This window comes from Streptomyces sp. NPDC008001, from assembly GCF_042958085.1.
In the GTDB taxonomy this organism is placed as follows: domain Bacteria; phylum Actinomycetota; class Actinomycetes; order Streptomycetales; family Streptomycetaceae; genus Streptomyces.
In genome coordinates this window covers 434,695-459,734 of record NZ_JBIBIZ010000009.1, presented here as the reverse complement: position 1 = coordinate 459,734, position 25,040 = coordinate 434,695, and the positions used below count along the sequence as shown (strand labels likewise).

The 25,040-nt window shown below is 73.9% G+C and carries 28 protein-coding genes; 16 read left to right on the top strand and 12 right to left on the bottom strand.

Translation table 11 applies throughout. The annotated features are described in order from the left end of the window. Positions 1-18: 18 nt before the first annotated feature. Positions 19-1,044, bottom strand: a complete 1,026-nt coding sequence (locus tag ACFZCD_RS25890; protein WP_391834760.1) for an aldo/keto reductase — start codon at positions 1,042-1,044, stop codon at positions 19-21. A 7-nt stretch (positions 1,045-1,051) separates the two neighbouring features. Beyond that, complete coding sequence (locus ACFZCD_RS25885) at positions 1,052-1,534, bottom strand: MerR family transcriptional regulator (protein WP_391834758.1); 483 nt, start codon at positions 1,532-1,534, stop codon at positions 1,052-1,054. Between the two features lie 139 nt (positions 1,535-1,673). On the opposite strand from ACFZCD_RS25885, the gene ACFZCD_RS25880 reads away from it, so the two are divergent. Continuing rightward, complete coding sequence (locus ACFZCD_RS25880) at positions 1,674-2,492, top strand: serine hydrolase domain-containing protein (protein WP_391834756.1); 819 nt, start codon at positions 1,674-1,676, stop codon at positions 2,490-2,492. A gap of 98 nt (positions 2,493-2,590) precedes the next feature. On the opposite strand, the gene ACFZCD_RS25875 is transcribed toward ACFZCD_RS25880, so the two are convergent. After that, the gene (locus ACFZCD_RS25875) at positions 2,591-3,277 is read right to left on the bottom strand and encodes a pirin family protein (RefSeq protein ID WP_391834754.1); all 687 of its coding nucleotides are present in this window, start codon (positions 3,275-3,277) and stop codon (positions 2,591-2,593) included. A gap of 57 nt (positions 3,278-3,334) precedes the next feature. On the opposite strand from ACFZCD_RS25875, the gene ACFZCD_RS25870 reads away from it, so the two are divergent. The 5 genes from ACFZCD_RS25870 (at position 3,335) to fabF (ending at position 8,310) form a co-directional block, all read left to right on the top strand. After that, a complete protein-coding gene (locus tag ACFZCD_RS25870; protein WP_391834752.1) occupies positions 3,335-4,519 on the top strand; it encodes a PucR family transcriptional regulator in 1,185 nt (394 codons plus the stop codon). A gap of 89 nt (positions 4,520-4,608) precedes the next feature. Then, complete coding sequence (locus tag ACFZCD_RS25865) at positions 4,609-5,562, top strand: ACP S-malonyltransferase (RefSeq protein WP_391834750.1); 954 nt, start codon at positions 4,609-4,611, stop codon at positions 5,560-5,562. Between the two features lie 13 nt (positions 5,563-5,575). After that, the gene (locus tag ACFZCD_RS25860; protein ID WP_391834748.1) at positions 5,576-6,622 is read left to right on the top strand and encodes a ketoacyl-ACP synthase III; all 1,047 of its coding nucleotides are present in this window, start codon (positions 5,576-5,578) and stop codon (positions 6,620-6,622) included. A gap of 104 nt (positions 6,623-6,726) precedes the next feature. Next, positions 6,727-6,975, top strand: coding sequence for an acyl carrier protein (locus ACFZCD_RS25855; protein WP_391834746.1), 249 nt, complete (start codon positions 6,727-6,729; stop codon positions 6,973-6,975). 69 nt (positions 6,976-7,044) lie between these two features. Continuing rightward, positions 7,045-8,310, top strand: coding sequence for a beta-ketoacyl-ACP synthase II (gene fabF / locus ACFZCD_RS25850; RefSeq protein ID WP_391834744.1), 1,266 nt, complete (start codon positions 7,045-7,047; stop codon positions 8,308-8,310). An 86-nt stretch (positions 8,311-8,396) separates the two neighbouring features. Here fabF and ACFZCD_RS25845 read toward each other — a convergent pair whose 3' ends face one another. Beyond that, on the bottom strand, positions 8,397-9,368 hold the full coding sequence (locus ACFZCD_RS25845; RefSeq protein WP_391834742.1) for an ArsR/SmtB family transcription factor: 972 nt from the start codon (positions 9,366-9,368) through the stop codon (positions 8,397-8,399). Positions 9,369-9,538: 170 nt separating this feature from the next. Between ACFZCD_RS25845 and ACFZCD_RS25840 the strand changes: the two genes are divergently transcribed. Together ACFZCD_RS25840 and ACFZCD_RS25835 are read left to right on the top strand one after the other, a co-directional pair. After that, on the top strand, positions 9,539-9,922 hold the full coding sequence (locus ACFZCD_RS25840; RefSeq protein WP_391834740.1) for a hypothetical protein: 384 nt from the start codon (positions 9,539-9,541) through the stop codon (positions 9,920-9,922). A 34-nt stretch (positions 9,923-9,956) separates the two neighbouring features. Then, positions 9,957-10,352, top strand: a complete 396-nt coding sequence (locus ACFZCD_RS25835; protein WP_391834738.1) for a hypothetical protein — start codon at positions 9,957-9,959, stop codon at positions 10,350-10,352. Between the two features lie 37 nt (positions 10,353-10,389). Here the strand turns inward: ACFZCD_RS25835 and ACFZCD_RS25830 are convergent, their stop codons facing one another. Further along, positions 10,390-11,292 carry an NAD(P)-dependent oxidoreductase gene (locus ACFZCD_RS25830; protein ID WP_391834736.1) on the bottom strand — a complete coding sequence of 301 codons (903 nt, stop codon included), beginning with the start codon at positions 11,290-11,292 and terminating at the stop codon, positions 10,390-10,392. Positions 11,293-11,351: 59 nt separating this feature from the next. Further along, complete coding sequence (locus tag ACFZCD_RS25825) at positions 11,352-11,846, bottom strand: DUF3145 domain-containing protein (RefSeq protein WP_058044575.1); 495 nt, start codon at positions 11,844-11,846, stop codon at positions 11,352-11,354. A gap of 321 nt (positions 11,847-12,167) precedes the next feature. Here ACFZCD_RS25825 and ACFZCD_RS25820 point away from each other — a divergent pair, with 321 nt between their 5' ends. Both ACFZCD_RS25820 and ACFZCD_RS25815 read left to right on the top strand, forming a co-directional pair. After that, positions 12,168-13,058, top strand: coding sequence for an SGNH/GDSL hydrolase family protein (locus ACFZCD_RS25820; RefSeq protein ID WP_391834734.1), 891 nt, complete (start codon positions 12,168-12,170; stop codon positions 13,056-13,058). 391 nt (positions 13,059-13,449) lie between these two features. After that, positions 13,450-13,965: an isochorismatase family protein gene (locus ACFZCD_RS25815; protein ID WP_391834732.1), complete on the top strand. Its 516-nt coding sequence runs from the start codon at positions 13,450-13,452 to the stop codon at positions 13,963-13,965. A gap of 160 nt (positions 13,966-14,125) precedes the next feature. Here the strand turns inward: ACFZCD_RS25815 and ACFZCD_RS25810 are convergent, their stop codons facing one another. Beyond that, on the bottom strand, positions 14,126-14,560 hold the full coding sequence (locus ACFZCD_RS25810) for a MarR family winged helix-turn-helix transcriptional regulator (RefSeq protein ID WP_391834730.1): 435 nt from the start codon (positions 14,558-14,560) through the stop codon (positions 14,126-14,128). Between the two features lie 87 nt (positions 14,561-14,647). On the opposite strand from ACFZCD_RS25810, the gene ACFZCD_RS25805 reads away from it, so the two are divergent. Together ACFZCD_RS25805 and ACFZCD_RS25800 are read left to right on the top strand one after the other, a co-directional pair. Beyond that, a complete protein-coding gene (locus ACFZCD_RS25805) occupies positions 14,648-15,661 on the top strand; it encodes an NADP-dependent oxidoreductase (RefSeq protein WP_391834728.1) in 1,014 nt (337 codons plus the stop codon). Between the two features lie 31 nt (positions 15,662-15,692). Beyond that, positions 15,693-16,484, top strand: coding sequence for an EI24 domain-containing protein (locus ACFZCD_RS25800; protein ID WP_391834726.1), 792 nt, complete (start codon positions 15,693-15,695; stop codon positions 16,482-16,484). Here ACFZCD_RS25800 and ACFZCD_RS25795 read toward each other — a convergent pair. Beyond that, entirely contained in the window at positions 16,471-17,199 is a 729-nt protein-coding gene (locus ACFZCD_RS25795; RefSeq protein WP_391834724.1) for a carbon-nitrogen hydrolase family protein, read from the bottom strand. The genes ACFZCD_RS25800 and ACFZCD_RS25795 overlap by 14 nt on opposite strands. Positions 17,200-17,206: 7 nt before the next feature. Further along, on the bottom strand, positions 17,207-18,514 hold the full coding sequence (locus ACFZCD_RS25790) for a pyroglutamyl peptidase (RefSeq protein WP_391834722.1): 1,308 nt from the start codon (positions 18,512-18,514) through the stop codon (positions 17,207-17,209). 90 nt (positions 18,515-18,604) lie between these two features. Here ACFZCD_RS25790 and ACFZCD_RS25785 point away from each other — a divergent pair, with 90 nt between their 5' ends. From ACFZCD_RS25785 to ACFZCD_RS25775, 3 genes are all read left to right on the top strand, one after another. Next, positions 18,605-19,363 carry an MgtC/SapB family protein gene (locus ACFZCD_RS25785; RefSeq protein WP_391834720.1) on the top strand — a complete coding sequence of 253 codons (759 nt, stop codon included), beginning with the start codon at positions 18,605-18,607 and terminating at the stop codon, positions 19,361-19,363. A gap of 112 nt (positions 19,364-19,475) precedes the next feature. Next, positions 19,476-20,276 carry a VOC family protein gene (locus ACFZCD_RS25780; RefSeq protein WP_391834718.1) on the top strand — a complete coding sequence of 267 codons (801 nt, stop codon included), beginning with the start codon at positions 19,476-19,478 and terminating at the stop codon, positions 20,274-20,276. 71 nt (positions 20,277-20,347) lie between these two features. Then, a complete protein-coding gene (locus ACFZCD_RS25775) occupies positions 20,348-20,866 on the top strand; it encodes a DinB family protein (RefSeq protein ID WP_391834716.1) in 519 nt (172 codons plus the stop codon). 72 nt (positions 20,867-20,938) lie between these two features. Here the strand turns inward: ACFZCD_RS25775 and ACFZCD_RS25770 are convergent, their stop codons facing one another. The 3 genes from ACFZCD_RS25770 to ACFZCD_RS25760 form a co-directional block, all read right to left on the bottom strand. After that, positions 20,939-21,457: a hypothetical protein gene (locus tag ACFZCD_RS25770; protein ID WP_391834714.1), complete on the bottom strand. Its 519-nt coding sequence runs from the start codon at positions 21,455-21,457 to the stop codon at positions 20,939-20,941. 308 nt (positions 21,458-21,765) lie between these two features. Continuing rightward, complete coding sequence (locus ACFZCD_RS25765) at positions 21,766-23,496, bottom strand: hypothetical protein (protein WP_391834712.1); 1,731 nt, start codon at positions 23,494-23,496, stop codon at positions 21,766-21,768. Then, positions 23,493-24,209: an ATP-binding cassette domain-containing protein gene (locus ACFZCD_RS25760; RefSeq protein ID WP_391834710.1), complete on the bottom strand. Its 717-nt coding sequence runs from the start codon at positions 24,207-24,209 to the stop codon at positions 23,493-23,495. Before ACFZCD_RS25760 ends, ACFZCD_RS25765 begins: the two co-directional genes overlap by 4 nt. 112 nt (positions 24,210-24,321) lie before the next feature. On the opposite strand from ACFZCD_RS25760, the gene ACFZCD_RS25755 reads away from it, so the two are divergent. After that, entirely contained in the window at positions 24,322-24,912 is a 591-nt protein-coding gene (locus ACFZCD_RS25755) for a hypothetical protein (RefSeq protein WP_391834706.1), read from the top strand. Positions 24,913-25,040: the final 128 nt, after the last annotated feature.

Genomic DNA, 25,040 nt, shown 5'->3' with positions numbered 1-25,040 from the left:
GTCGGCCGCCCGCGCCGGCTACTCGCGGCCGGCCGAGGTGAAGGACATGTCGGCGTACCGGCCGCCCGCGACCTTCTCCGCGATCGGCTCCAGGGCCGCGAGCTCGTCCGCCGTCAGGGTGATCCGGGTCGCGGCCGTGTTCTCCTCCAGGCGGGAGCGGCGGCGCGTGCCCGGGATCGGAACGACCGTCAGGCCGTGCACCTGCGCCTGCTGCTGGACCCAGGCGAGGGCCACCTGGCCGAGGGAGATGCCGCGCTCCTGCGCGATCCGCCGCACCGGCTCCAGCAGCGCGGCGTTCGCCTCGGCATTGTCGCCGGTGAAGCGGGGCTGGGAACGCCGGAAGTCGTCGCCCGACAGCTCGTTCTCGGCGTGGACGAAGGAGCCGGTCAGGAAGCCGCGCCCGAGCGGCGAGTAGGGCACGAGGGCGACGCCCAGCTCCCGCGCCGCGGGCACCACGTTGGCCTCGATGTCGCGGCTGAACAGGGACCACTCCGACTGCACGGCGGCGATCGGGTGCACGGCCTGCGCGGCGCGCAGCTCGCCCCCGGTGACCTCGCTGAGGCCCAGGTGCTTGACCTTGCCCTCGGCCACGAGCTCCGCCATGGCGCCGACCGTCTCCTCGATGGGGACGTTCACGTCGCGCCGGTGCATGTAGTAGAGGTCGATCTCGTCGACGCCGAGCCGCCGCAGGCTGCCCTCGACGGCCCGGCGGATGTACGGGCGGTCGTTGCGGATCGTCCGCTTCTGCGGGTTCTCCGGGTCGAAGTCGATGGCGAACTTGGTGGCCAGGACGATCCGGTCGCGGTGGGCCCGCACGAAGGGCGCGAGGAACTTCTCGTTCTCACCCGCGCCGTACATGTCGGCCGTGTCGTAGAGGGTGACGCCCAGTTCGAGCGCCCGCTCCAGCGTCGCCCGGGCCTCGTCCACATCGGTCGTCGGCCCGTAGGCGAAGCTCATGCCCATGCAGCCGAGCCCCTGCACGCCCACCTCGGGGCCGCCGGTGCCGAGGGTCGCGGTCGCCATCGTGTCGTTGCTGTCCGTCATGAGTAGGTCAGGCCCCTTCGGCAGCCTCGGCCCGTCGCCGGGCGTCGGAATAGATATCGATCTTGTAGTCCAGTACTTCCAGCGTGCTCTGCAGCTCCGCGATGCGCCTCCTGACGTCCTCGCGGTGCGCGGTGAGCAGCCGTTCCCGCTCCGCCAGCGTGTCCTCGCCCTCCCGGACGAGCCGTGCGTAGCGGACCATGTCCGCCACCGGCATGCCGGTGAGGCGGAGCCGCCCCACCAGGTCCAGCCAGTCCAGGTCGCGGTCGGTGTAGCGGCGCTGGCCGGTGTGCGAGCGGTCCACGTGCGGCATCAGCCCGATCCGCTCGTACCAGCGCAGCGTGTGGACCGACAGCCCCGTGCAGCCCGCCACTTCACTGATCGTGTAGCGGTCGCGCCCCGCCGGGCGGCCGTGCCGCTGCTGTTCGAGCACGGTGCACACGATGGCCGGCGGTACCGGCGTCCCCACGGGCGCGCTGTCCAAGACGGTCATGGCACTTCCCCCTGTTCGCGGGCGGTCGCAGTCGCCGCCCTTGCGATGACCACAACGCTAGAGAGCTGGAGTGCACTCCAGGCAAGCGAAGTCTTGGGGGAATCTTGGCCGGGGCGGGCGGGCGGATAGGCTCGGACCCATGGAGAGCCTGCGGATGATCGAGAACTGGCCGGTGGACACCGCTGCGGCGGCGGTCGTACGGGCCGACGGCACGACGGTGGGCACGCACGGGCCGGCCGGGCATCGTTTCCCGCTGGCCTCCGTGACCAAACCGCTCGCCGCCTACGCCGCGCTCGTCGCCGTCGAGGAGGGCGCGGTCGAGCTGGACGAGCCCGCCGGGCCCGCCGGTTCGACGGTCCGCCACCTCCTCGCCCACACCTCCGGGCTGGCCTTCGACGAGCCCCGCGCGATGGCCGAGCCGGGCACGCGGCGGCTGTACTCCAACGCCGGTTTCGAGGCCCTCGGCGACCACATCGCCAAGGCCACGGACATCCCCTTCGCGGACTACCTGCGGGAGGCGGTGCTGGAGCCGCTGGGGATGACGGCGACGGACCTTCCGGGCTCGCCGGCGAAGGACGGCGTCTCGACCGTCTCCGACCTGGTGCGGTTCGCCGCGGAGCTGCAGGCCCCGCGGCTGCTCTCGCCGGAGACCGTCGCCGGGGCCACCTCGGTGGCCTTCCCCGGCCTCACCGGCATCCTGCCCGGCTACGGCCACCAGCGGCCCAACGACTGGGGCCTCGGCTTCGAGATCCGCGACGGCAAGTCCCCGCACTGGACCGGCTCGTCGTCCTCACCGCGTACGTACGGGCACTTCGGCCAGTCCGGCACGTTCCTGTGGGTGGACCCGGAGGCGGGCGCGGCGTGCGTGGCGCTGACGGACCGGGCGTTCGGGCCGTGGGCCATCGAAGCGTGGCCGGCGTTCACGGACGCGGTCCTGGCGGAGCTCATCACCGAATAGCCCGTCCGGGCACACCACCGAAAAGCCCGTCCGGGCACACCACCGAAAAGCCCGTCCGGCGTTTGAGGACCGGGGTCCGGGGCGGAGCCCCGCGTGCCTCAGCCGAAGTGCGGCTCGGCGTGCATCTCCCAGCACAGGAGCTCCGCATCGGAGCCGGCGGCCTCCGCCTCCACGCCCGGCGCGTCGAGCAACCGCGCCGCGCCGCCGGCCTCCAGCAGGAGCTCCCCGTCCAGCCGGACGGCGCCACGTACGACGTGCACGTACACCCACGGCGCCCCCGGCAGGACTGCCCGCTCGCCGGTGCGCAAGCGCCGGACGTGCAGCACCGCATCGCCGCCCGCCAGGGCGTACGGCGCGTCGCCGACGCCCCGCACCACCTCGTACGACGGCTCGCCCCCGTACTCCGACGGCGTCAGCCACATCTGCACGAAGCGCAGCGGCACCGCGCCCTCGTTGCGCTCCGAGTGCCGGGCCCCGGCGCCCGCGCTGAGCCGCTGCACGTCACCGGGCCGCACGACGACCGCCCGCCCCGTGGAGTCCTCGTGCGTGAGCTCGCCCTCGACGACCCAGGTCACGATCTCGACGTCGCGGTGCGGGTGCTCCGCGAACCCGGCCCCCGGCGCGAGCCTCTCCTCGTTGCAGGCCGCGAGCGGCCCGAAGCGCACGTTGTCCGGGTCGTAGAAGCCGGAGAAGGAGAAGGCGTGCCAGGTCTCGATCCCGGCGTCCGGGTCGCCGCCGCGGAAGCGTTCACCGGCTCGCTGGACGGACCGCTGTACGTGCGTCATCGGGCTACGGTAGCCCGGCGGCCCCGCACCGGACCCGAATAAGGCAGGCTTGTCCCCGTGCCTGAACCCGCCGCTAACACCCCGCATCCGCACAGCGCCACCCTCCGCCGCCTGGAGAAGTCCTCCGGCACGCTGGCCGCCGCCGCCATCGCCCGGATGGACGCCCAGCTGCCGTGGTACCGGGCGATGCCCCCGGAGAACCGCTCGTGGATCGGCCTGGTCGCCCAGGCCGGCATCGCGGCCTTCACCGAGTGGTTCCGGCATCCGGAGACCCCCCAGGCCATCAGCACGGACGTGTTCGGCACGGCCCCGCGCGAGCTGACGCGGGCGATCACCCTGCGCCAGACGGTGGAGATGGTCCGCACGACCATCGAGGTCATGGAATCGGCCATCGACGAGGTGGCGGCGCCGGGCGACGAGGGCGTGCTGCGGGAGGCCCTGCTGGTCTACGCCCGCGAGATCGCGTTCGCCACCGCGCAGGTGTACGCGCAGGCCGCCGAGGCGCGCGGCGCGTGGGACGCCCGGCTGGAGTCGCTGGTGGTCAACGCGGTGCTGTCGGGGGAGGCGGACGAGGGCGCCCTGTCCCGGGCCGCGGCCCTCGGCTGGAGCGCCCCGTCACACGTCTGCGTGGTGCTGGGGACCGCCCCGAACGGGGACAGCGAGCTGACGGTGGAGGCGATCCGGCGGGCGGCCCGGCACGCGAAGCTGCAGGTGCTGACGGGGGTGCTCGGCGACCGGCTGGTGGTCATCGCGGGCGGCTCCGACCAGCCGCTGCAGACGGCCAAGGCGCTGATCGGGCCCTTCGCGGCGGGCCCGGTGGTGGCCGGCCCGGTGGTGCCGGACCTGCTGTCGGCGACGCGCTCCGCGCAGGCGGCCGCGGCCGGCCTGAAGGCCTGCGCGGCCTGGCCGGACGCCCCCCGCCCGGTGGTGGCGGACGACCTCCTGCCGGAGCGGGCGATGGCCGGGGACGCCACAGCCCGTGACCAGCTGGTGGAGGAGATCTACAGACCGCTACAGGAAGCGGGCTCGGCCCTGCTGGAGACGCTGAGCGTCTACCTGGAGCAGGCGAGCAGCCTGGAAGGCGCGGCACGGATGCTGTTCGTCCACCCCAACACCGTGAGATACCGCCTCCGACGTGTGACGGACGTCACCGGCTGGTCACCCTCCGATGTCCGCTCGGCTTTCACCCTGCGCATCGCGCTCATCCTGGGGCGTCTGGCCGACACGGAGACGGCCCTCTAGCCTTTTGTCGAACGTCAACAATTCCCCTGACGGTTCTTGGTCCCCATCCCCACGGGTGGCCGGAGCCGTCCACGAGAGAGAGTGTGAGGGTGCTCGTACTCGTCGCTCCCGGCCAGGGCGCTCAGACGCCCGGCTTCCTGACCCCCTGGCTCGACCTCCCCGGTGTCGAAGACCGGCTCCGTGAGTGGTCCGCCGCCATCGGCCTGGACCTCGTCCACTACGGCACGAACGCCGACGCGGACGAGATCCGCGACACCGCCGTCGCCCAGCCGCTGCTGGTCGCGTCCGCGCTGGTCTCGGCCCGGCAGCTGTTCCCCACGGCGGACGACTTCGCCCGCCTGGTGGGCGCCGCCGCGGGTCACAGCGTGGGCGAGCTCGCGGCCGCGGCGCTGACCGGCGTGCTGCCGGAGCAGGCGGCGATGGAGCTGGTCCGCAAGCGCGGCCTGGCCATGGCCGAGGCCGCGGCGGTCACCGAGACCGGCATGGCCGCCCTCCTCGGCGGCGACCCCGAGGTCGTCGTGCCGCACCTGGAGAAGCTCGGCCTGACCCCCGCGAACGTGAACGGCGCGGGCCAGATCGTGGCCGCCGGCACCGCCGGGCAGCTGGCCGCGCTGGCCGAGGACAAGCCCGAGGGCACCCGCAAGGTCGTGGCGCTGAAGGTCGCCGGCGCGTTCCACACGCACCACATGGCGCCCGCCGTGTCGGCCCTGGAGGCCGCCGTGCAGGAGCTGTCCCCCGCCGAGCCGCACACCCGGTACGTTTCGAACAAGGACGGCGGCGTCGTCACCTCCGGCACGGAGGTCGTGCAGCGGCTGGTCGGCCAGGTGGCCAACCCGGTGCGCTGGGACCTGTGCATGGAGACGTTCAAGGAGCTCGGCGTGACGGCCCTGCTCGAAGTGGCCCCCGGCGGTACGCTCACCGGCCTGGCCAAGCGTGCCCTGCCCGGCGTGAAGACCCTGGCCCTGAAGTCGCCGGCCGACCTCGACGCAGCCCGCGAGCTGATCGCCGAGTACGCCGCACCCGCCGGTTCCCCGGCCGAATAAGGAGCCTCAGAGCATGACCGCGAAGATCAAGCCGAGCAAGGGCGCCCCGTACGCGCGCGTCCTCGGCGTGGGCGGCTACCGCCCCACCCGGGTGGTGCCGAACGAGGAGATCCTTAAGCACATCGACTCCTCCGACGAGTGGATCCGCTCCCGCTCCGGCATCGCGACCCGCCACTGGGCCGGCCCGGACGAGACGGTGTCCTCGATGTCGGTCGAGGCGGCCGGCAAGGCCATCGCCGCCGCGGGCATCGCGCCGGAGCAGGTCGGCGCCGTGATCGTCTCCACGGTCTCGCACTTCCACCAGACCCCGGCGATCGCCACCGAGATCGCGCACAAGATCGGTGCGGGCAAGCCGGCCGCGTTCGACATCTCGGCGGGCTGCGCGGGCTTCGGCTACGGCCTGGCGCTCGCCAAGGGCATGGTCGTCGAGGGCTCCGCGGAGTACGTCGTGGTGATCGGCGTCGAGCGGCTGTCGGACCTGACCGACCTGGAGGACCGCGCGACGGCCTTCCTGTTCGGTGACGGCGCGGGCGCCGTCGTCGTCGGCCCGGCCACCGAGCCGGGCATCGGCCCGGTCGTGTGGGGCTCCGAGGGCGACAAGTCGCACACCATCAAGCAGACCCTGGGCTGGGACGCCTACCGCACCACCCCGGTCCCCGGCGGTGACGGCGCGCAGGCCCGTACGCCGCTGGACGAGATCCGCTACCCGGCCATCACGCAGGAGGGCCAGGCGGTGTTCCGCTGGGCCGTCTTCGAGATGGCGAAGGTCGCCCAGCAGGCGCTGGACGACGCCGGGGTCAGCGCGGAGGACCTGGACGTCTTCATCCCGCACCAGGCCAACATGCGGATCATCGACTCGATGGTCAAGACCCTCAAGCTGCCGGAGAGCGTCACGGTCGCCCGTGACGTGGAGACCACGGGCAACACGTCCGCGGCCTCCATTCCGCTGGCCATGGAGCGGCTCCTGGCCACCGGCGCCGCCAAGAGCGGGGACACCGCGCTCGTCATCGGTTTCGGGGCGGGTCTCGTCTACGCCGCCACGGTCGTTACCCTCCCCTAGGCGAGATCCTCGCGGCCCGGCTTCCCCGCCGGCCGCGGAGGACTCACCGCACCAGCAGTTTCCGTACCACGCAGGTTCCACCGCACAGATAGAAGGAGCGCCACATGGCTCACACCCAGGAGCAGATCGTCGCCGGTCTCGCCGAGATCGTGAACGAGATCGCCGGCATCCCCGTCGAGGACGTCAAGCTGGACAAGTCCTTCACGGACGACCTGGACGTCGACTCGCTGTCCATGGTCGAGGTCGTCGTGGCCGCCGAGGAGCGCTTCGACGTCAAGATCCCCGACGAGGACGTCAAGAACCTCAAGACCGTCGGCGACGCCGCGGACTACATCCTCAAGCACCAGGCCTGACCTGAGCGTTCGTCGCCACCCCAGTGGTGGCGGTTCACCAGCACCTCTACACGTGGAGACAGAATCCCTGTGAGCTCGACCAATCGCACCGTGGTCGTCACCGGTATCGGCGCAACCACACCGCTGGGTGGCGACAGCGCGACGACCTGGGAGGCTCTGCTCGCCGGCCGGTCCGGCGTCAAGCCCCTCGAGGGCGAGCGCTTCGCCGGCCTTCCCGTCCGCATCGCCGCGACCGCGGCCGTGGACCCCGGCGATGTCCTGCCCCGCCCGCTCGCCCGCAAGCTGGACCGCTCGGCGCAGTTCGCGCTGATCGCGGCCCGTGAGGCCTGGGCCGACGCGGGTTACTCCGCCAAGGCCGGCGAGGACTCGTCCATCGCCCCCGAGCGCCTCGGCACCGTCATCGCCTCCGGCATCGGCGGCGTGACCACCCTGCTCGACCAGTACGACGTGCTCAAGGAGCAGGGCGTCCGCCGCGTCTCCCCGCACACCGTGCCCATGCTCATGCCGAACAGCCCCTCGGCCAACGTCGGCCTGGAGGTGAACGCCCAGGCGGGCGTCCACACCCCGGTCAGCGCCTGCGCCTCCGGCGCCGAGGCCATCGGCTACGCCGTCGAGATGATCCGCACCGGCCGCGCCGACGTGGTCGTCGCGGGCGGCACCGAGGCGGCGATCCACCCGCTGCCCATCACCGCCTTCGCCAACATGATGGCGATGTCCAAGAACAACGAGGAGCCCGAGAAGGCCTCCCGCCCGTACGACAAGGGCCGTGACGGCTTCGTCCTCGGCGAGGGCGCCGGCGTCGTGGTCCTGGAGTCGGCCGAGCACGCCGCCCGGCGCGGCGCGCGGGTCTACTGCGAGGTGCTGGGCCAGGGCCTGTCCGCGGACAGCCACCACATCGCCCAGCCCGAGCCGACCGGCCGCGGCATCGCCGCCGCGCTGCAGAGCCTGCTCGACAGCACCGACCTCAAGCCGTCCGAGGTCGTGCACCTCAACGCGCACGCCACGTCCACCCCGCAGGGTGACGCGGCCGAGATCAAGGCGCTGCGCAAGGTCCTCGGCGACGACCTCGACCACGTCGCGGTCTCCGCGACCAAGTCGATGACCGGCCACCTCCTGGGCGGCGCGGGCGGCATCGAGACGGTCATGACCGTCCTCGCCCTGCACCACCGGACGGCCCCGCCGACCATCAACGTCGACGACCTGGACGAGGACATCGACGCGGACATCGTCCGCGACGAGCCGCGCGCGCTGCCCGCCGAGGGCACGATCGCCGCGATCAACAACTCGTTCGGCTTCGGCGGCCACAACGTGGTGCTGGCGCTGCGCTCGGTCTGACGACGCACGCTCCGCTTCGACGGCGGCTCCAGGGGTGACAGCCCCGGGGGCCGCCGTCGTCGTACGCGGGCCACTCGCCGTACGGCTCAGGACGCCGAGCGGTGCGCGTGGACGAGCAGGTCCAGCCCGAGCGGCGTGCACCAGTGCCACACCGCCCTGCCCTCCCGCCGGGAATCGACCAGCCCGGCGTAGCGGAGGGCCTTGGTCTGGGTGGAGGCGGTGCTGATGCTCATGGTGAGCTGCCGCGCGAGGTCCGTCGTGGTGTGCCGGTGCACCAGCAGGCCCAGGATCCGGGCGCGTGTGCTGCCCAGCAGCGTGACGAGGGGGTCGTCGGCCGGTCCGAGGGGGTGGAGGCTCAGCGGGGTGACGGCCGGGTGGACGAGGAAGAGGCGCCCGTCGGGCTGCGGGGCCGCGAGGAGGTGGCCCGTCCAGAAGAACGTCGGGACGAGGACGATGCCCTTCCCCCGCAGGGTGATCCCGGCCTCCCGCGGAAGGGGGGACTCCAGGGTCAGTGCCCGCCACCGGGTGCCCGGGGCCAGCGAGGTGATCGCGGCCTGCAGTCCCTGCTGGGCGATGACGCGGGAGCGCCAGGCGGTCTCGGCGCGGAAGGCGGATTCGAGTCTGGCCCATTGCGGGCGGATGACGTGCTGGTGGCCCGTGCGGAGGGCGCGTTCCAGGTCCTTCCAGGCGGCACGGTCGAGGTCCGCGAGGGAGCGGAGCCACGGGGTGACCGGCAGCCCGGTCCCGCACACCCGGCGGAGTTCCGCCCGGACGCGGGCGCGGGGCGCGGCCAGGACCGTGTCCAGGCCTTCCGCGAACCCCTCGGCGGGCGGGTCGAGGAAGAGCGGGCCGGCGCCCTGGGGCGAGACCAGTTGCAGCAGCGGATGTGCGGCGCGGGGCAGGCCTCTCGACGAACGTTTCCACCACCGGCCCTGCTCCGGGGGGACGTCGCGGCGCTGCAGCGCCGCGAAGGCCAGGGAGAGTTCGAGGAGCGGCGCGGGGTGGTCGGCGACGGTGACGTTGAGCAGATCCTGAGGGGTGCAGTGGATGCGCAGCATGGCGACCTCTTACCGGGCTTGCCGAGTTTGCCGGGTTTGCCGGGGCGCGCGCTGTGGCCGGGGGGCGCGCGTGACCTTTCAACGGGAGCCGAAAGGATGGCGGCCGCCGGGCGGGGTCGGGAAGGCTGTTCCGCGTCAAACAGCCGCACCGCAACCGACGGGGAGGAACCATGAACAAGATCCGGAGGACCGGGCTCGCGCTGGCCGCCGGCGTGGCCGGGCTCACGGTGGCCCTGGCACCGGCGGGCGTCGCCGCGGCGGCCGGCAGCGGCGGGGCCGGCGTCCTCAGCGCGACCGGCTGCACCGGAACGACCTGCATCTACGTCAACGGCAGCGGTCTGCGGGTCAACTACGCGGTGGTGACCAACAAGAAGGGCAGCACCGTCGGCCGCGGGATGATCTCCAGCAACTGGGACGGCGCCACGCACGTGGGTCCGCGGCTCAAGAAGGGCCAGTCCTGGCGGTTCGACTACAACCGCATCATGAACAACGGCAACAAGGTCTGCGGCTCGATCGAGGGCATCGACGTGGCGTGTGTGACGATCCACCGCTAGCCTGCCGACCGGTCACGGACGAGAGGACAAGCCGTTGCACGCCCACCGCATCGCACGCAAGGCCCTTGTCACCGGGGCGGCGGCCGCCGCCCTCCTGTCGGGAGTCGCGCTGGGGACCGCCCCCGCCATGGCAAGCACCGACGGGGCGCCCACCCGTATCCCCGGCAGATACACCATGGACGTGGGCAGCAACGTCCGCGGAGGCCCCAACCTCCACAGCCGCATCTACGGCACCGCGGGCCGGGGCGCGTACATCGACGTCGACTGCTGGGCCCGGGGACAGGACGTGAACACCGGCAATCACCACACCGACGTCTGGTACCAGGGCGGCGTGTGGACGGGCCCGCGCCCCCTGGACCCCCCGGTCTGGGTCTGGGGCGGCAACGTGGACACCCCGCACGACCCGCCGCGGGGCCTGGAGCACTGCTGATCAGAGGGCCGTCGCCCAAGGCCCCTCGAAGGACCCCTCAGAGGATCGTCGACGGGTCGTCGAAGGACGCGTAGTACGAAGCGGCCATGTCCTCCTCGCCGTGCCCCTGTTCCACGGCCCGCCGGAACCGTTCGGCGCCCGCGGCCGCCACGTCCATCCGGACGCCCGCCCGCTCCCCCGCGGTGACGATCAGCCGGGCGTCCTTCTCGGCCGTGGCGGTCGTGAAGCTGGGCGGCGTGAGGCCGTCGCGGAGGATCAGTCCGGCCTTGGCGCGCAGGTAGCCCATGTCCAAGGGGCCGCCGGCGACCGCGTCCAGGAAGCCGGCGGGGTCCACGCCGAGGCCCTCGGCGAGCGCGAGCGCTTCGGCCGTGCCGTGGGTGACGGTCAGCACCCAGCTGTTGATGACGAGCTTGAGCCGGGTGGCCGCGCCGCTCGCGCCGTCGTCGCCGAGCCACATCGTCCGGCTGCCGACGGCCGCGAAGACCGGCTCCGCGGCTTCCCGCGCCTCCTCCGGCCCGGCGGCCAGCACGGTCAGCTTGCCCTCCTCCGCGGGCTGCCTGGTGCCGAGGACGGGCGCGTCCACCAGCGCCAGGCCGTGCTCCCCGGCGAAGGCCGCGAGGTCCTCGAAGCCCTCCAGGCCGACGGTGCCCGACTGGACCCAGACGGTGCCGGGCCGCAGCCCGGGGGCGGCGTCGCGCATCACGTCGAGGGCGGCCGGCCCGTCGCGCAGCATGGTCAGGACGACGCCGGCCCCGCGGACGGCGTCGGCGGGCGCGTCCGCGATCCGCACCCCGTCGGCGGCGAGGGGCTCGGCCTTGTCGCGGCTGCGGTTCCAGGCGGTGACGGCCAGCCCGGCGCGGGCGAGGTTGCGGGCCATGGCGGCGCCCATGATGCCGGTGCCGAGGACGGCGACGGCCGGTGTGGTGCTCGATTCGGTCATGCCCCGACGCTAGGGGCTGGAGTGCGCTCCAGGGCAAGGGGGCGCGGCCGGCGGGCGGCTCAGACCACCTGGTGCAGCCAGCGGACGGGGGCGCCCTCGCCGGCGTAGCGGAAGGGCTCCAGCTCGTCGTCCCACGGCTTGCCGAGGAGCTTGGCGACCTCGGCCTCCAGCTCCGTCTCACCGCGGGCGGCGCGGGCGAGGGCCGCGCGCAGCCGGTCCTCGGGGACGAGGATGTCGCCGTGGATGCCGGTGACGGCGTGGAAGATGCCGAGGTCGGGGGTGGAGCTGTAGCGCTCGCCCTCCGCCGTGGCGCACGGCTCGGCGGTCACCTCGAAGCGCAGCAGGTGCCAGCCGCGGAGCGCGGAGGCGAGCTTGGAGGCGGTGCCGACCTGCCCCTGCCAGGAGAATTCGGCACGCCAGGTGCCGGGCGAGGCGGGTTGTCTGATCCAGTCGAGGGTGACCCGCACGCCGAGCACGCCCGCGACCGCCCATTCGACGTGCGGGCACAGCGCGCGCGGGGCGGAGTGCACGTACAGAACTCCACGTGTCGTCACCGGGACCTCCAGTGCGGTTCGAGGTTCGCCTTCCCCAGCGGCCTCGCACCCGTACCGGTCCCGCCTGGGACAGCGTGAGACATTCTGCCCCAATGGCCACTCCCGCACCAGCTCGCGAGGTTACCAACAGTAAACACCATCGGGAGCATTTCTCCTGAAAGGGACAGGATGTGACGTGTCGTATTTCCGTTGTGCCGGAAGTGCAAAGCCGTCCCGGGGCACGGCACGACCACCCCGGGGAAAAGCTACCGTGCGAACGGACCCGCGCGGTGACGTACCGTCGGACCCGAACGGATATCACCCGGCCGGAGGGGAAAAGCGATGCACCGCAGCACGGGACGGAAGGCGCGCGGGGCCGCCAGGGCCGCCGTCGCAGCGGTCTCCGCCTTCTCGGCGGCCCTGCTGGTCACGGGGTGCGACAAGGGCGGCGACGGCTCCTCCGCGGAAAAGCCGAGCGCCCGGCCCACCGCCCCCGCGTGGAATACCCATCCGGCATCGATCGCCTCACTGGGTGACTCCATTACGCGCGGATTCGACGCGTGCAGGGTCTTCAAGGACTGCCCGGAGGTCTCCTGGGCCACCGGCACACAGGTCGACAGCCTCGCCCGGAGGCTGCTGGCCTCGCCGCAGACCAGCAGCTGGAATTACGCGAGGACCGGCGCCCGGATGACGGACCTCCCGGCCCAGATGCAGTCCGCCATCGCACAGAAACCGCAGCTGGTGACCGTGCTCCTGGGCGCCAATGACGCCTGCCGCGACAATGTGGCCGACATGACGCCGGTGACCTCTTTCCGCACGGACTTCGAGACCTCGGTGAAGGCGCTGCGCACGGCGCTCCCGAAGTCCCAGCTCTACGTGGCCGGCGTGCCCGACCTGCGGCGCCTGTGGTCGCAGGGGCGCACCAACAGCTACGCCCGGACGGTCTGGAACCTGGGCATCTGCCCCTCGATGCTCAAGGACTCCGCGTCCGCCGACCCGGCGGCCGAGGAGCGGCGCGCGCAGGTCGTGAAGCGGGTCGGCGAGTACAACGCGGCCATGAAGGACGTGTGCCGCCGGGACGCGCTGTGCCGCTTCGACGAGACGGTGCCCGCCTACGCCTTCACGGGCAAGGCGCTCAGCGAGTGGGACTGGTTCCACCCGAGCAGGCAGGGCCAGGACGAGCTGGCGGCGCTGGCCTACCGGACCGTCACCGCCGAGCGGCACCCCGCGTAGACACCCCGCACGGGCACCCTGCGCAGCGGCCGGGGAGAGCCGGTGGGGCGGGGCCTGTCAGGTGGCCCCGCCCCGGTCAGACACGGGTGGTGCGGACTGTGCGCGGCGCGGACATGCGTACCCTCGCTCCGGACGCCCGGCACCGCGCACACGCGCACCGCACGCCCCCAGCCTTGGCCAAAGCCGCGGCCCGGGAGCGTCCGCGCCTGTCCCTCAGCACGGTATCCGATGAACAGACCGTACTCATAAGCAAGTTCACCCCTGCGCGGGTCAACTTCCGTACGGCGGGGGTGAAGGCGGCATGCGGGCGTCGGGCAAGCTTTACCTATCGTCATCCCGGAGGGGGCCGGGAGGCCGCCCGCGGCCCGGGCCCGACCGGTACGGTCTGGCCATGACGGAAATCGACCCGCAGCGCACTGCCCTCGTCCTCGTCGACCTGATGGAGCGCATGGTCGCGCTCCCCCTCGCCCCGCACAGCGGGGACGAAGTGGTCCGTACGGCGGAGGAGTTGGCGCGGGCGTTCCGGAAGTCCGGGGGCACGGTGGCCGTGGTGCGCACCGAGCGGCCCGGGCCGGCGGAGCAGCCGCCGGGGAGCGGGCTGCTCGCGGGGGTCGCCGAGGAGGGCGACGTCGAGGTGGTGAAGCGGGCGGTGGGGGCCTTCCACGGCACGGAGCTGGACGCGCGGCTGCGGGAGCGGGGGGTGCGGACGCTCGTCCTCGGCGGGATCGCCACCAACCTGGGCGTGGAGTCGACGGCGCGCGCGGCCGCCGACCACGGCTACGGGCTGGTCTTCGTGGAGGACGCGATGAGTGCGCTGACGGCGGAGGAGCACCGGGCGTCCACGGCGCTGGACATGCCACGGCTGGGAACGGTGGTGCGGGCGGCGGACCTGCGGTTTCCCGCGTGAGCGGGGCCGGGCACGGGTAGGGCCGTCCAGACGGAGGAGCAGTCATCCGGCTGCGGGCCGTGCATGGCTGAGCGCGCAGTTCCCCGCGCCCCTTCGGGTCGCGGGCTACCACTGCGGACTCCGGCAGCCCGCTCGGGCGCGCCGTACCGGCGCGACCTCGTCACGCCCCGCCGGAGGCGCCCAGCATCCTGCGCAGCAGGTCCCGCAGCGCCGTCCGCTCCTCCACCGAGAGGCCGGCCAGGGGCTCGCGGGCGAAGTCCAGGGACTCGCTCAGGCGGCCGGCGGTCTCCAGGCCGGCCGGGGTGGCGGCCGCGAGCTTGACGCGCCGGTCGTCGGGGTCGGGGCGGCGTTCGACCAGGCCGCGGGTCTCCAGCCGGTCGACGATGCCGGTGACGTTGGACGGCTCGCACTTGAGGAGCTGGGCGATGCGGCGCATCGGCAGGGACTCGCGCGCGAGCAGGGCGAGGACCTTGGCCTGGGCGCCGGTGAGCGCGTGCTTGGCCGCCGCCTCCTCGTACTCCTCGTGGTAGCGGGCCACGACGGCCGCGATGAGGTCGACGACCTCACGGGTCAGGGCATCGGTTCGGGGGACCATGGCTCCAGGTTACCGCGTTGCTTGACAACATGAAATATCGAGGAGCATGGTTGTTTTACGTGCTCAACCTTTAGGAGGCCGCGTTCCATGTCCACCACCCCCACCACCAGCCGTGAATGGCACCTCGTCGCCCGCCCGCAGGGCTGGCCGACGCCGGCGGACTTCGCGCTGCGCGAGACCGCCGTGCCCGAGCCCGGCGAGGGGCAGATCCTGGTGCGCACCATCCACATGTCCGTGGACCCGTACATGCGCGGCCGGATGAACGACGTGCGCTCGTACGTCCCGCCCTTCGAGCTGGACCAGCCGATGCAGGGCGGTGCGGTCGGCGAGGTCGTCGCCTCGCGCAGTGACGCCTTCGCCGTCGGCGACCACGTCCTGCACCCCCTCGGCTGGCGCGAGTACGCCCTGGTCGACGCGGCGCACGCGGTGAAGGTCGACCCGGAGCTGGCGCCCCTGTCCACCTACCTCGGCGTGCTCGGCATGCCCGGCCTGACGGCCTACGCCGGCCTGCTGGAGGTCGCCTCCTTCAAGGAGGGCGACGCCGTGTTCGTCTCCGGCGCCGCGGGCGCGGTCGGCCTGCAGGTCGGCCAGATCGCCCGGCTCAAGGGCGCCTCGCGCGTGATCGGCAGCGCCGGCACGGACGAGAAGGTCAAGGCCCTCGTCGAGGAGTACGGCTTCGACGCCGCGTTCAACTACAAGGACGGCCCGGTCGCCACGCAGCTGAACCAGGCCGCGCCCGACGGCATCGACGTCTACTTCGACAACGTCGGCGGCGAGCACCTGGAGGCGGCCATCGGCGCGCTGAAGCTGCACGGCCGCGCGACCCTCTGCGGCGCCATCGCCGGCTACAACGACACCGAGCCGCAGCCCGGCCCGCGCAACATGATGATGATCATCGGCAAGCGGCTGCGCCTCCAGGGCATGATCGTCCGCGACCACCAGGCGCTGCAGCCGCAGTTCGTGGAGGAGGTCGGCGGCTGGGTGCGCTCCGGCGAGCTCAAGTACCGCGAGACGGTCGTGCACGGCGTCGAGAACGCGGTGGACGCGTTCCTGGGCATGCTGCGGGGCGAGAACACGGGCAAGATGATCGTCACGTTCTGACCGTCCGGGCGCGCCGGATACCCTTCCCGCCATGCGAGATCTCATGGCGGGAACGGCGTACCTCGGCAAGGGCCAGCGCTGGGTGGCCCGGAACCGGCGGCAGTGGGGGTTCGGGCTGCTGCCCGGCCTCGTCACCCTCGCCGGGTACGCGGCCGCGGTCGTCTGCCTGGCCCTCTACGCGGACGACGCCGTCGCCTGGGCCACGCCCTTCGCCGGCGGCTGGGCCTCCCCCTGGTCCGGCCTGTTCCGGGGCGCGCTGACCGTCCTCCTCTTCGGCGGCGGTCTGCTGCTCGCCCTGATCTCCTTCACCGCCGTGACCCTGCTGGTCGGGCAGCCCTTCTACGAGGAGCTGTCCGCGCGGGTCGACCGCGCGGAGGGCGGCGACGCCCCCGAGTCCGGGCTGCCGCTCTGGCGGGAGCTGTGGATCTCCGCGCGCGAGAGCCTGGCGGTGCTCGTTCGCGTCGCCGTCTGGGGCGTGCTGCTGTTCGCCCTCGGCTTCGTGCCCGTCGCCGGGCAGACCGTGGTCCCCGCGATCGGCTTCTGCGTCTCCGGCTTCTTCCTCACCGAGGAACTCACGGCGGTCGCCCTGCAGCGCCGCGGGGTGCCGCTGCGCGAGCGGCTGCGGCTGCTGCGCTCCCGCAAGCTGCTCGCGCTCGGCTTCGGGGTGCCGCTGGCGCTGCTGTTCCTGGTGCCGGTCGTGGCGGTGTTCGTGATGCCGGGTGCGGTGGCCGGTGCGACGCTGCTCGTCCGGGACCTCATGGGGGAGGAGGCGGCCGGGGACGGCGCCGGGGCGGAGGACGAGGACGACCTCAGCCGAGCGTGAGCTCGGCCGTCACCAGCTCCGCACCCGTGTCCGAAGCCTCGGCGAGGACGCTGCCGTCCGGCGCCCAGACCGCGCTGAGGCCGCAGCCGTCGTAGGGGCCCGAGGGGCCGGAGTGGTTGGCCAGCAGCACGTGGAGGCCGTTGTCCTCGGCCAGCGCACGGAAGATCGTCATCCGCTCCTGTGCGCCGCTGCCCCGCCCGTAGAGCGAGCTGGCGACCAGCACGCGGCAGCCGTCGGCGGCGGCGCTCGCCGCGAGCTCCGGGAAGTGGGCGTCGTAGCAGATGACGTGCCCGAAGCCGGTGCCGTCGAGCGTGAACCGGCCCTTCCCCGTCCCGGGCACGAAGCCCGCGGCCCGCTCCGCGTCGGTGACGTGCACCTTGTCGTAGCGGGTGAGGAGGGCGCCGTCCGGGCCGTAGACGAAGCTGCTGATCGCCGGGCCCGCGGCCGTCCGGCCCGGGCAGTTGACGACGGCGGCGACGCCCGCGGCCCGGCACGCCTCCCGTATCGGGTCGAGCCGCGGGTCGCCGGGACCGAGGGTCAGCCCGTCCGGGTCGGCGACGACGGCCTCCAGTTCGTAGCCGGTGACGGCGAGCTCGGCGAAGGCCACGAGGGCGGCGCCGCGCTCCCCCGCTTCGGTGACGAAGGCGGCCATCGTGGCCACGTTCGCGCCGATGTCGCACGGCCGGGCGGTGAACTGCGCTGCTGCAATGATCATGCGCCCATCATGGCGTTCCGGCGTTCGCGACGGCCACGGCTGTGAGCGACCGCACCTGCGCGATGATCGCGAGCCGGTTCCGTACGAAGGCGGGGTCGGTGACCGTGCCGGTCGCCGGGTCGGTGTTGCCCTCGCCGAACGCGAGCACGGGGGTGTGCAGGTGGCCGCCCGGGACGGGCAGGCGCACGGCGTCGCGCAGGAGGGTCGCCCGGTAGGCGATCTCGTTGGAGAGGTAGTCGCCCCCGCCGCCCGCGCGGGCGGTCGAGCCCGGAGTGGGCCCGTCCGGCCGGTCGACCGGCTCGGTGCCGCCCGCGGGGATCTCGGTGACCCCGGTGTGGTCGTACACGGGGAACGGCCCGGTCGCGGCGGCCGTCATGGCCGCGTACGGGAGGCTCGTCGACGTCCACTGCGGCTGCGGGCGGACGGTCGGCACGCCGGCCGGTACGGGCACGGTCTCCGTGCGGGAGACGTTCGCGTTGTCCGGATAGCCGCCGCGCCAGGCCCCGTTGGTGCGCTCGACGTCGAAGCGGCCCGGGCGCCCCTGGCTGATCGTGGTGAACAGGTCCACCCGGCGCGGGCCGGGCCGGAAGTGCGGCAGCAGCGTCCGCTCCACCGTGCCGTCCGCGAAGTCCGCCCAGCGGACGGGGAAGACGGCGGCCTCGATGCGCGCGGGACCGGCCGGGGTGTCGACCGTCGTGCCGTCCAGGGCGAGGGCGGCCGCGCCGGAGGGGTTGGAGCGGCGGGGGTCGGCGTCGAGCTGGAAGGGGTCGAAGCCGGTGACGAGGACGCGCTTGACGTGCGGGTCCGCCGGGAGGTCGAGGGAGTCCTGGCCGCGCGAGGAGCGCTCGATCCGGCCGGTGAGCTCGGCGCGCTGCGCGCCGGACAGCCGGAAGCTGGGCTTCCACTCCTCCAGGGCGCGGGTCATGCCGAGCCGCGCCCAGTACAGCGGGCGGTCGTCGTCCCGGCTCAGGTCCCCTCCCCCGGGGCTCCCCGGCCCGGGCCCGCGGCCCTGCGCCCGGTCCACGGCCCGCCGCCACAGCCGCCGCCCCTCGGCGGTCGCGAGCTGCTGCGCCTGCGGGAGCGTGCGGGTGCGGCCGAGCGCGGCGGCGAAGGCCGGGGCCACGCCGGCGAAGCCGCCGCGGCGCAGGATCTCCTGCGGTACGGGGCCGGAGAGCCGCTGTTCCTCGGCGGTGGGGGACGCGGGGGCGGCAGCCGTCGTGGGGGCAGCCGCGGTGGCGGGTACGGCGGCAACGGCGGCCAGGAGGGCCGCGCCGAGGGATATCCCGCTCCGTCTCACAAGCCTCAAGGGATGCATGGGGCGGAAGGTACCCACTGCGTCGGCCTGTGCGACAGAGGGCCTGTCAACTCCCTTTTAAGGCAGTGCAGTTCAGGCCACAATGGCGCAATGGACATAGCCCGGCACCTCGCGGCCCCGCTCTTCGACCCCGCCACCGGCCAGGGCACGCGCCAGTTCGCGGAGCTGGGCCTCGCGCTGCTGCTCTCCTCGCTCATCGGCCTGGAGCGCGAGCTGCAGCAGAAGAGCGCCGGGCTGCGCACCCACACCCTCGTCGGAGTGGGCAGCGCGCTGTTCATGGAGGTCTCGATCCACGGCTTCGGCGCGGTGGCCGGCCTCGTCGGCGCCCGCCAGGACCCCTCCCGGGTGGCCGCCCAGATCGTCTCCGGCATCGGCTTCATCGGCGGCGGCCTGATCTTCGTGCGCCGGGACGCGGTGCACGGCCTGACGACGGCGGCCACGATCTGGCTGACCTGCGCCGTGGGCATGGCCTGCGGCGGCGGCCTGCCGCTGCTGGGCGCCGCCGCGACGCTGGTGCACTTCCTGGTGGTGCGCGGCTATCCCGTGGTCACCCGGCGCATGGCCCTCGTGCCCGGCGACCGGGTCGAGCTGCACCTGTCGTACCGGACGCGCAGGGGGCTGCTCGGGCGGGTGCTGGCGCTGTGCACACAGCGCGGATTCCGGGTGACGGACGTGCACATCGAGCCGGAGCCGGCGGCGGAGGCCCGCGAGAAGGGCAAGGGCAAGGAGGCGGGGGTGGTGCTGAGCCTGGAGGGCAGGGGCCCGGCGTACCCGCTCGTGGAGGAGCTGACGGACTGGGACGGGATCCTGGGGGTCGGGCTGCGCGCGCACCAGGACGGCGGCGACTAGCCCGGAGGGCGCCCGGCCCGGGCCGGCGGGCGATTGTCAGTGGGGGGTGTCACGCTGGCTTCGCAGCAGGATCCGCGAAAGTCCGCGCACCCCGCGAAGGGAGATCACTTCCATGATCACCACCGACTTTGTCCCCGGCTCCCCCTCCTGGCTCGACCTCGGCTCGCCCGACACCGCTGCCGCGGCGCGCTTCTACGGCGCGGTGTTCGGCTGGGAGTTCCAGTCCCACGGCCCGGAGACGGGCGGTTACGGCGTCTTCCGGCTGGGCGGCAGGACCGTGGCCGGCCTGGGCCCGCTCACCGAGGAGGGCGCCCGGTCCGCCTGGATGATCTATTTCCGGGCCGCGGACGCGGACGCGACGGCCGCGGCCGTGCGGGACGCGGGCGGCACGGTGCGGGTCGCGCCGATGGGCCCCGGCGAGGGCGAGGGGCGGATGGCCCAGTTCACCGACCCGCAGGGCGGCCAGTTCGCCGTCTTCCAGCCCGGCACGTACCCGGGCCTGGAGGCGGCCGACGAAGCGGGCACCCTGTCCTGGACCGAGCTCTACACCACCGACGCCGCCGCGGCGAAGCAGTTCTACGGCACGGTCTTCGGCTGGGCCACCGAGGACATCCCGCTGCCGGGCGGCGGAGGCACGTATTCCCTGATCACTCCGGCGGGGCAGGGCAAGGAGCGCATGCAGGGCGGTCTCATGGAGCTCCCGTCCGAGCACCTGGCGCTGAACGGCGGCCGCCCCTACTGGCACCCGGTCTTCGGCTCGGAGGACTGCGACGCGACGGTCGCGAAGGTCGTCGAGGGTGGCGGCACGGTGCAGATGGGCCCGGAGGACGCGGAGGGCGTCGGCCGGCTGGCGGTCTGCCTCGATCCGGCGGGGGCGGACTTCGTGGTGCTGCAGCCGGAGCCGCAGGGCTGAGCCGGGCAGGAGCACGGGAGACACGGGGGAAACGACTCGCGCGGCCGTACGGTCATGGGCATGATCGCCGGATGACATGGACAGCACCCGAAGTCACCCGCCCCGGCGGATCGCCCGCCGCCGGCGAACGCGCCCTGCTCACCGGCCTCCTCGCCTGGCACCGCAGCACCCTGCTGCACAAGTGCGCGGGGCTGACCGGCGAGCAGCTGGCCGAGCGCTCCGTGCCGCCGTCGGACCTGTCGCTGCTGGGGCTGATCCGGCACCTGGCGAAGGTCGAGCGCATCTGGTTCCGCGAGCGGTTCGCCGGCCAGGACGTGCCCCGGCTCCACAGCACGGAGGAGCGCGGGAACGCCGACTTCGAGGAGGCCGACCCGGCCCGCGCCGCCGAGGACTACGCGCTCCTGCTGGAGGAGCAGCGCCTGGCCGACGAGGTGGTGGCGGGGGCGTCGCTGGACGACACGTTCACCGGGGACGACGGCGAAACGTACTCCCTGCGCTTTATCCACCTGCACCTCATCGGCGAGTACGCGCGCCACAACGGGCACGCGGATCTGGTGCGGGAGCGGGTGGACGGGGTCACGGGGGGCTGAGCGGGCGCGGGGGCACGGGGTGGCCCCGCCGGTGAGGCTGGGGCCGGCGGGGCCACGCGTGAGGCGCTGCGGTCAGCCGAGGGCGCCGTCGGTCAGCGCGAAGGTGAATCCGTTGTTGATGCTGAAGTGACGGACGTGGTTGGCCGTCTGGGTGCCGCTGCCGAGTTCCTCTTCGTCGGCGGGGTGGAAGAGACCGTTGTCAGTGGCTCCCGCTCCCGTTTCCGTGACCCTGTTGCCGGGGGCCGGAACGAACGTCCGGGCTTCGGTCAGTCTGGTCTGGGCTCCCGTGTTCCATTTGATGGTGTCGCTGGTGGTGGTCTCCACGATGCCGTCGGAGAGGGTGGGCAGCCCCGACATCTTGATCGTCGCGGACGTCAGGTCGGGGTGTCCGGGGGCGGTGCATCCGGTGAGGGTGCCGCTCCCCGTCGCCGTGGAGTCGACGTCCATGGTGAAGCCGCCGCCGGTGCAGGTGACGAGCGTGGCCTGCGGGGCCGCCGCGGCCGCGCCGCCGGACGTCCCGAGTCCGAGCGCGAGCGCCCCGGCGAGTACGACCGCGCCGGCCGTCAGCCGGCGGGGGGTGGATGAGAACATGCCGTCCTCCTTCGCTTCGGGGGCATCCCGGCAGAACGGCGTCCGGGAGCCCCTGGGGAGGGAGGGTGCGCACCATCCTGCCCCGAGTGTGCGCGCGTCAGCGGCCGTTACGGAATCACTCGTTCAGGTGAAGCTGTGCGCCATGGCGACACCCCGCTCCGGGCGCACAAGACGGAGCGGGGGCCGTTCCGGGAAGGGGCGCACTCACCGTCCCGGCCCGAGTGTGCTCGCACCGGACACCGGGCCGGAATCGCCTGTTCAGGTGACGATGTCCGCCTCGCAAACGCCGGTGACCAGCGCGAAGAGCGTCAACTTCCGTGCCGTACGAGGCGGTCCGCGAGCCGCGTGGCGAAGAACAGCAGACCCGCCGCCAGCACCACGGCCACCCCGGCCGTGCCGGCCACGGCCCCCGCATCCAGCGGCCGCTCCAGCACCCGGTGCAGCGCGATCGCCAGACCGCCCACCGCCACCAGCGGCCCCATCGCGTACCAGCCGAGGAAGAGGAATATCCCGGGGTCGCCGACCGGGGTGCTGATCCCGGTGAACAGCAGGTTCGTACGGGCCGGTCCGCGGGCGGCCGCGAAGACCGCCGCCGCGCCGAACGGCAGCGCGCACAGCGGCATCAGCAGCAGCGCCCAGGGCGCGCCCGCCACCGCGAACGGCACCGCCGCGAGCAGCGCCAGCAGGGCGCCCAGCACCGTCGGCACCACCGCGTGCTGGAGCATCAGCGTACGGAACCGGAAGGGCGACCAGGCCGCGCGCCGCACGTCGTCCGTCTCCAGCCGGGCCGGTTCGGCGAGGGCGCCCACGGCGACGTAGCCGAGCAGCAGCGCGGCGGCGAGGCCGACGGCCCGGGCGCCGCCGCCGGACCGCACGGCCAGGGCGGCCACCGCGGCGGCACAGGCCGTCCACATCAGGGCCTTCCCCGGACGGGCGGGCGCCCGCAGCAGGGACAGCAGGTCGCGCCAGACCACCACCAGGTACTTGCTGCGCGGGCGGGGCAGCCGGACGCGGGCTGTGTGCCCGGTCCCGGCGGCGTCCGTCAGGGCCAGCTTGGCGGCGCGCAGCTCCGCCGAATACATCACGGAGGACACGGTCTGGGCGGTCGCCGCCCGCTGCCGCAGCTGCGCCGTGGGCACGAGCGCGGCGTCCCGGTGCCCCCGCACCAGGCCCGCGGCCGTCAGCAGCACCAGCAGAACCACGGCGGCGGGCCATCCGGGGGCGTGGCCGCCGGTCGTCGCGGCGACGACCGGCTGGGCGGCCCAGCCCCACGGCCCGGACCACAGCTCCACCTGTTCGAGCACCGCGCTCCGGTGCCCGTACGCGGCGGCCGCGACCTGTCCCGCGAGCAGCATCAGCACGACGACGGCCGGGGCCGAGAACCGGCGGACGAGGCGCGCGAGCCCGGCCCGGTGCTCCACGGCCATGCCGGTGGCGACGGCCAGCAGCGGCAGGCACACCGCCGCCGGGAGGAGCGCGAGCAGGGCGCCGCCCAGCGGGGCCAGGCCCAGGACGCGCAGGACGACCGCCGCGGCTCCCGCGACGGCCAGGGCGCCGGCCGTCGACGCCGCGGCCGACACCCAGAACCACGGGCGCAGGACGGCCGCCCGGCGCACCGGCTGGGCGAGCAGCCAGCCGACGGACGGCGCGGGGACGACGACGGGGCCGCGCCACAGGGCGTCGCGCGCGGCGAGCAGGGCCAGGGCGGCGGTCAGGAAGGCGAACAGGGCCGGCAGGGTGTCCCGGACGTGCGCGCCGACGGCGCCGTAGTCCGCCCCGAGCCGGACCCGGCGCAGGAAGTAGAAGGCGTAACCGCCGCCGTAGCCGGCGCCGAGGAGCACGATCGTGTAGACGACGACCGCTATGTCGCGGCCCTTCTGCCGGCGGTGGGCCTTGCGCTTCTCCCGCAGCCAGCGGAGCGTCTCGGCGGTGCGGTCGTCCTCCTCCTCGCTCCACACGGGCTCGCCGGCCCCGCCGGACCCGCCGCTCTTGCCTCTCTCGCCGGCGGCCGGGGTGCCGCCCGGCAGGTCGTGGCTCATCCGCGCAGCCCCAGCGTGCCCAGGACCTCCGCCGGCGGCCCCTCGGCGATCACCCGGCCGTCCTCCAGGGCGATCATCCGGTCCGCGACGGTCTCGGCCAGGCCGGCCTGGTGGGTGGCCAGCAGGACAGCCACGCCGTCGCGCTTCTCGCCGTTCAGCAGCTCCGCGAGGCGGACGCGGGCGTCCGGGTCGAGCCGCTGCTCGGGCTCGTCCAGGACGAGCAGGTCCCGGGGCCGCACCAGCGCGGCGGCCAGCAGCAGGGACTGGAGCTGGCCGGAGGAGAGCGAGCCGGGCAGCGCCTGCGCGTGGCCGGACAGCCGGCGGTCGGCGAGCACCTCGTCGATCCAGGCGTCGGCGTCCTCCACGGCGTGGGCGACGGTGACCAGTTCGAGGTGCTCGCGGACGGTCAGGTCCGGGTAGGTGGCGACGGTGTCGCCGACGACCGCGACCCGGGCCCGTACCTCCGGGTCGTCCTCGGAGATCTTGCGGCCCGCGAACTTCGCGGTGCCGCTCGTCGGCTCGTCCCGGCCGGAGGCGATCCGCAGCAGCGTGGACTTGCCGGATCCGTTGTGGCCGAAGAGGGCGGTGCAGGTGCCCGGCTCGAGGTCGAGGTCGAGCGGGAGCAGGGCCTTCCGCTGCCCGTAGGTGCGGCTGACCCCGCGCAGCCGCAAGAGGGGGGCGTGCGCGCCGTGCGGCGCCGCCGAGCCGGTCATCAGAAGCCTCCGTACTCCGGTGATCACTCACCCCGACCTTAGTGAGCGGCGCCCGGCGGCGGTTCCCGGCCCGCCCCGCCCGCAGGGGGCGGAGTGCGCGACGATGGCCCTCATGAACCCAGCGACCGGCCCCGGCCCCGAGTCCCCCGCATCCGGCGTCCTGGCCTTCCAGCTCGTCCTGCTGCGGCGGATGGCCGACCACCAGCCCGGGCTCGTCGAGGACGCCCTGCGCGAGCTCGGCGTCGGCAGAGCGGAGATGCGGGAGGCCAACCGCCGCTGGCAGGCCATGCTGCGGGCCCCCGGGCGGCGCGGCGCCGGCCCGCGCTACCGGTCGGTGCTCGGGCCGCCCGAGACCACCGGTGAGCGCCGCGTCGGCGACCTGGTCTTCGAGGCGGCGGCGTGGCGGCTGCCGCTCTGGCCCGGCCTGCGGTTCGAGGTGCTGGCGGCCCCCGGCGGGGCCGTGTGGAACGAGTGGCTGGTGCGCGCGCCCGGCGCGCCCGGCCCGGAGCTGCGGACCGTGGAGGACCTGCGGCCCTGGTCGTGCACGGTGGACGAGGTGGCGCGGGCGTTCGCCCCGGCCCGGCCGCTGGAGGGCACGGCCCCCACCCGCTGGCGGCTCGCGTTCACCGCGCCGGACGCCGCCGGAAGGCGGGCGGAGTACGTGGCCGAGTTCACGTGGGGACTGCTGCAGCGGTTCGTTTAAGAAGTCCGGAAGCGTCGCCTCCGGAGCGGCGGGCCGGCCGGTGCGGCACCGCGCCGGCCGCCCGGCCCCGGCGTCACGAGCGCGCCGCGCGCGTCATGACACCGGGCCGCGCGGCACGCCGCACGGAG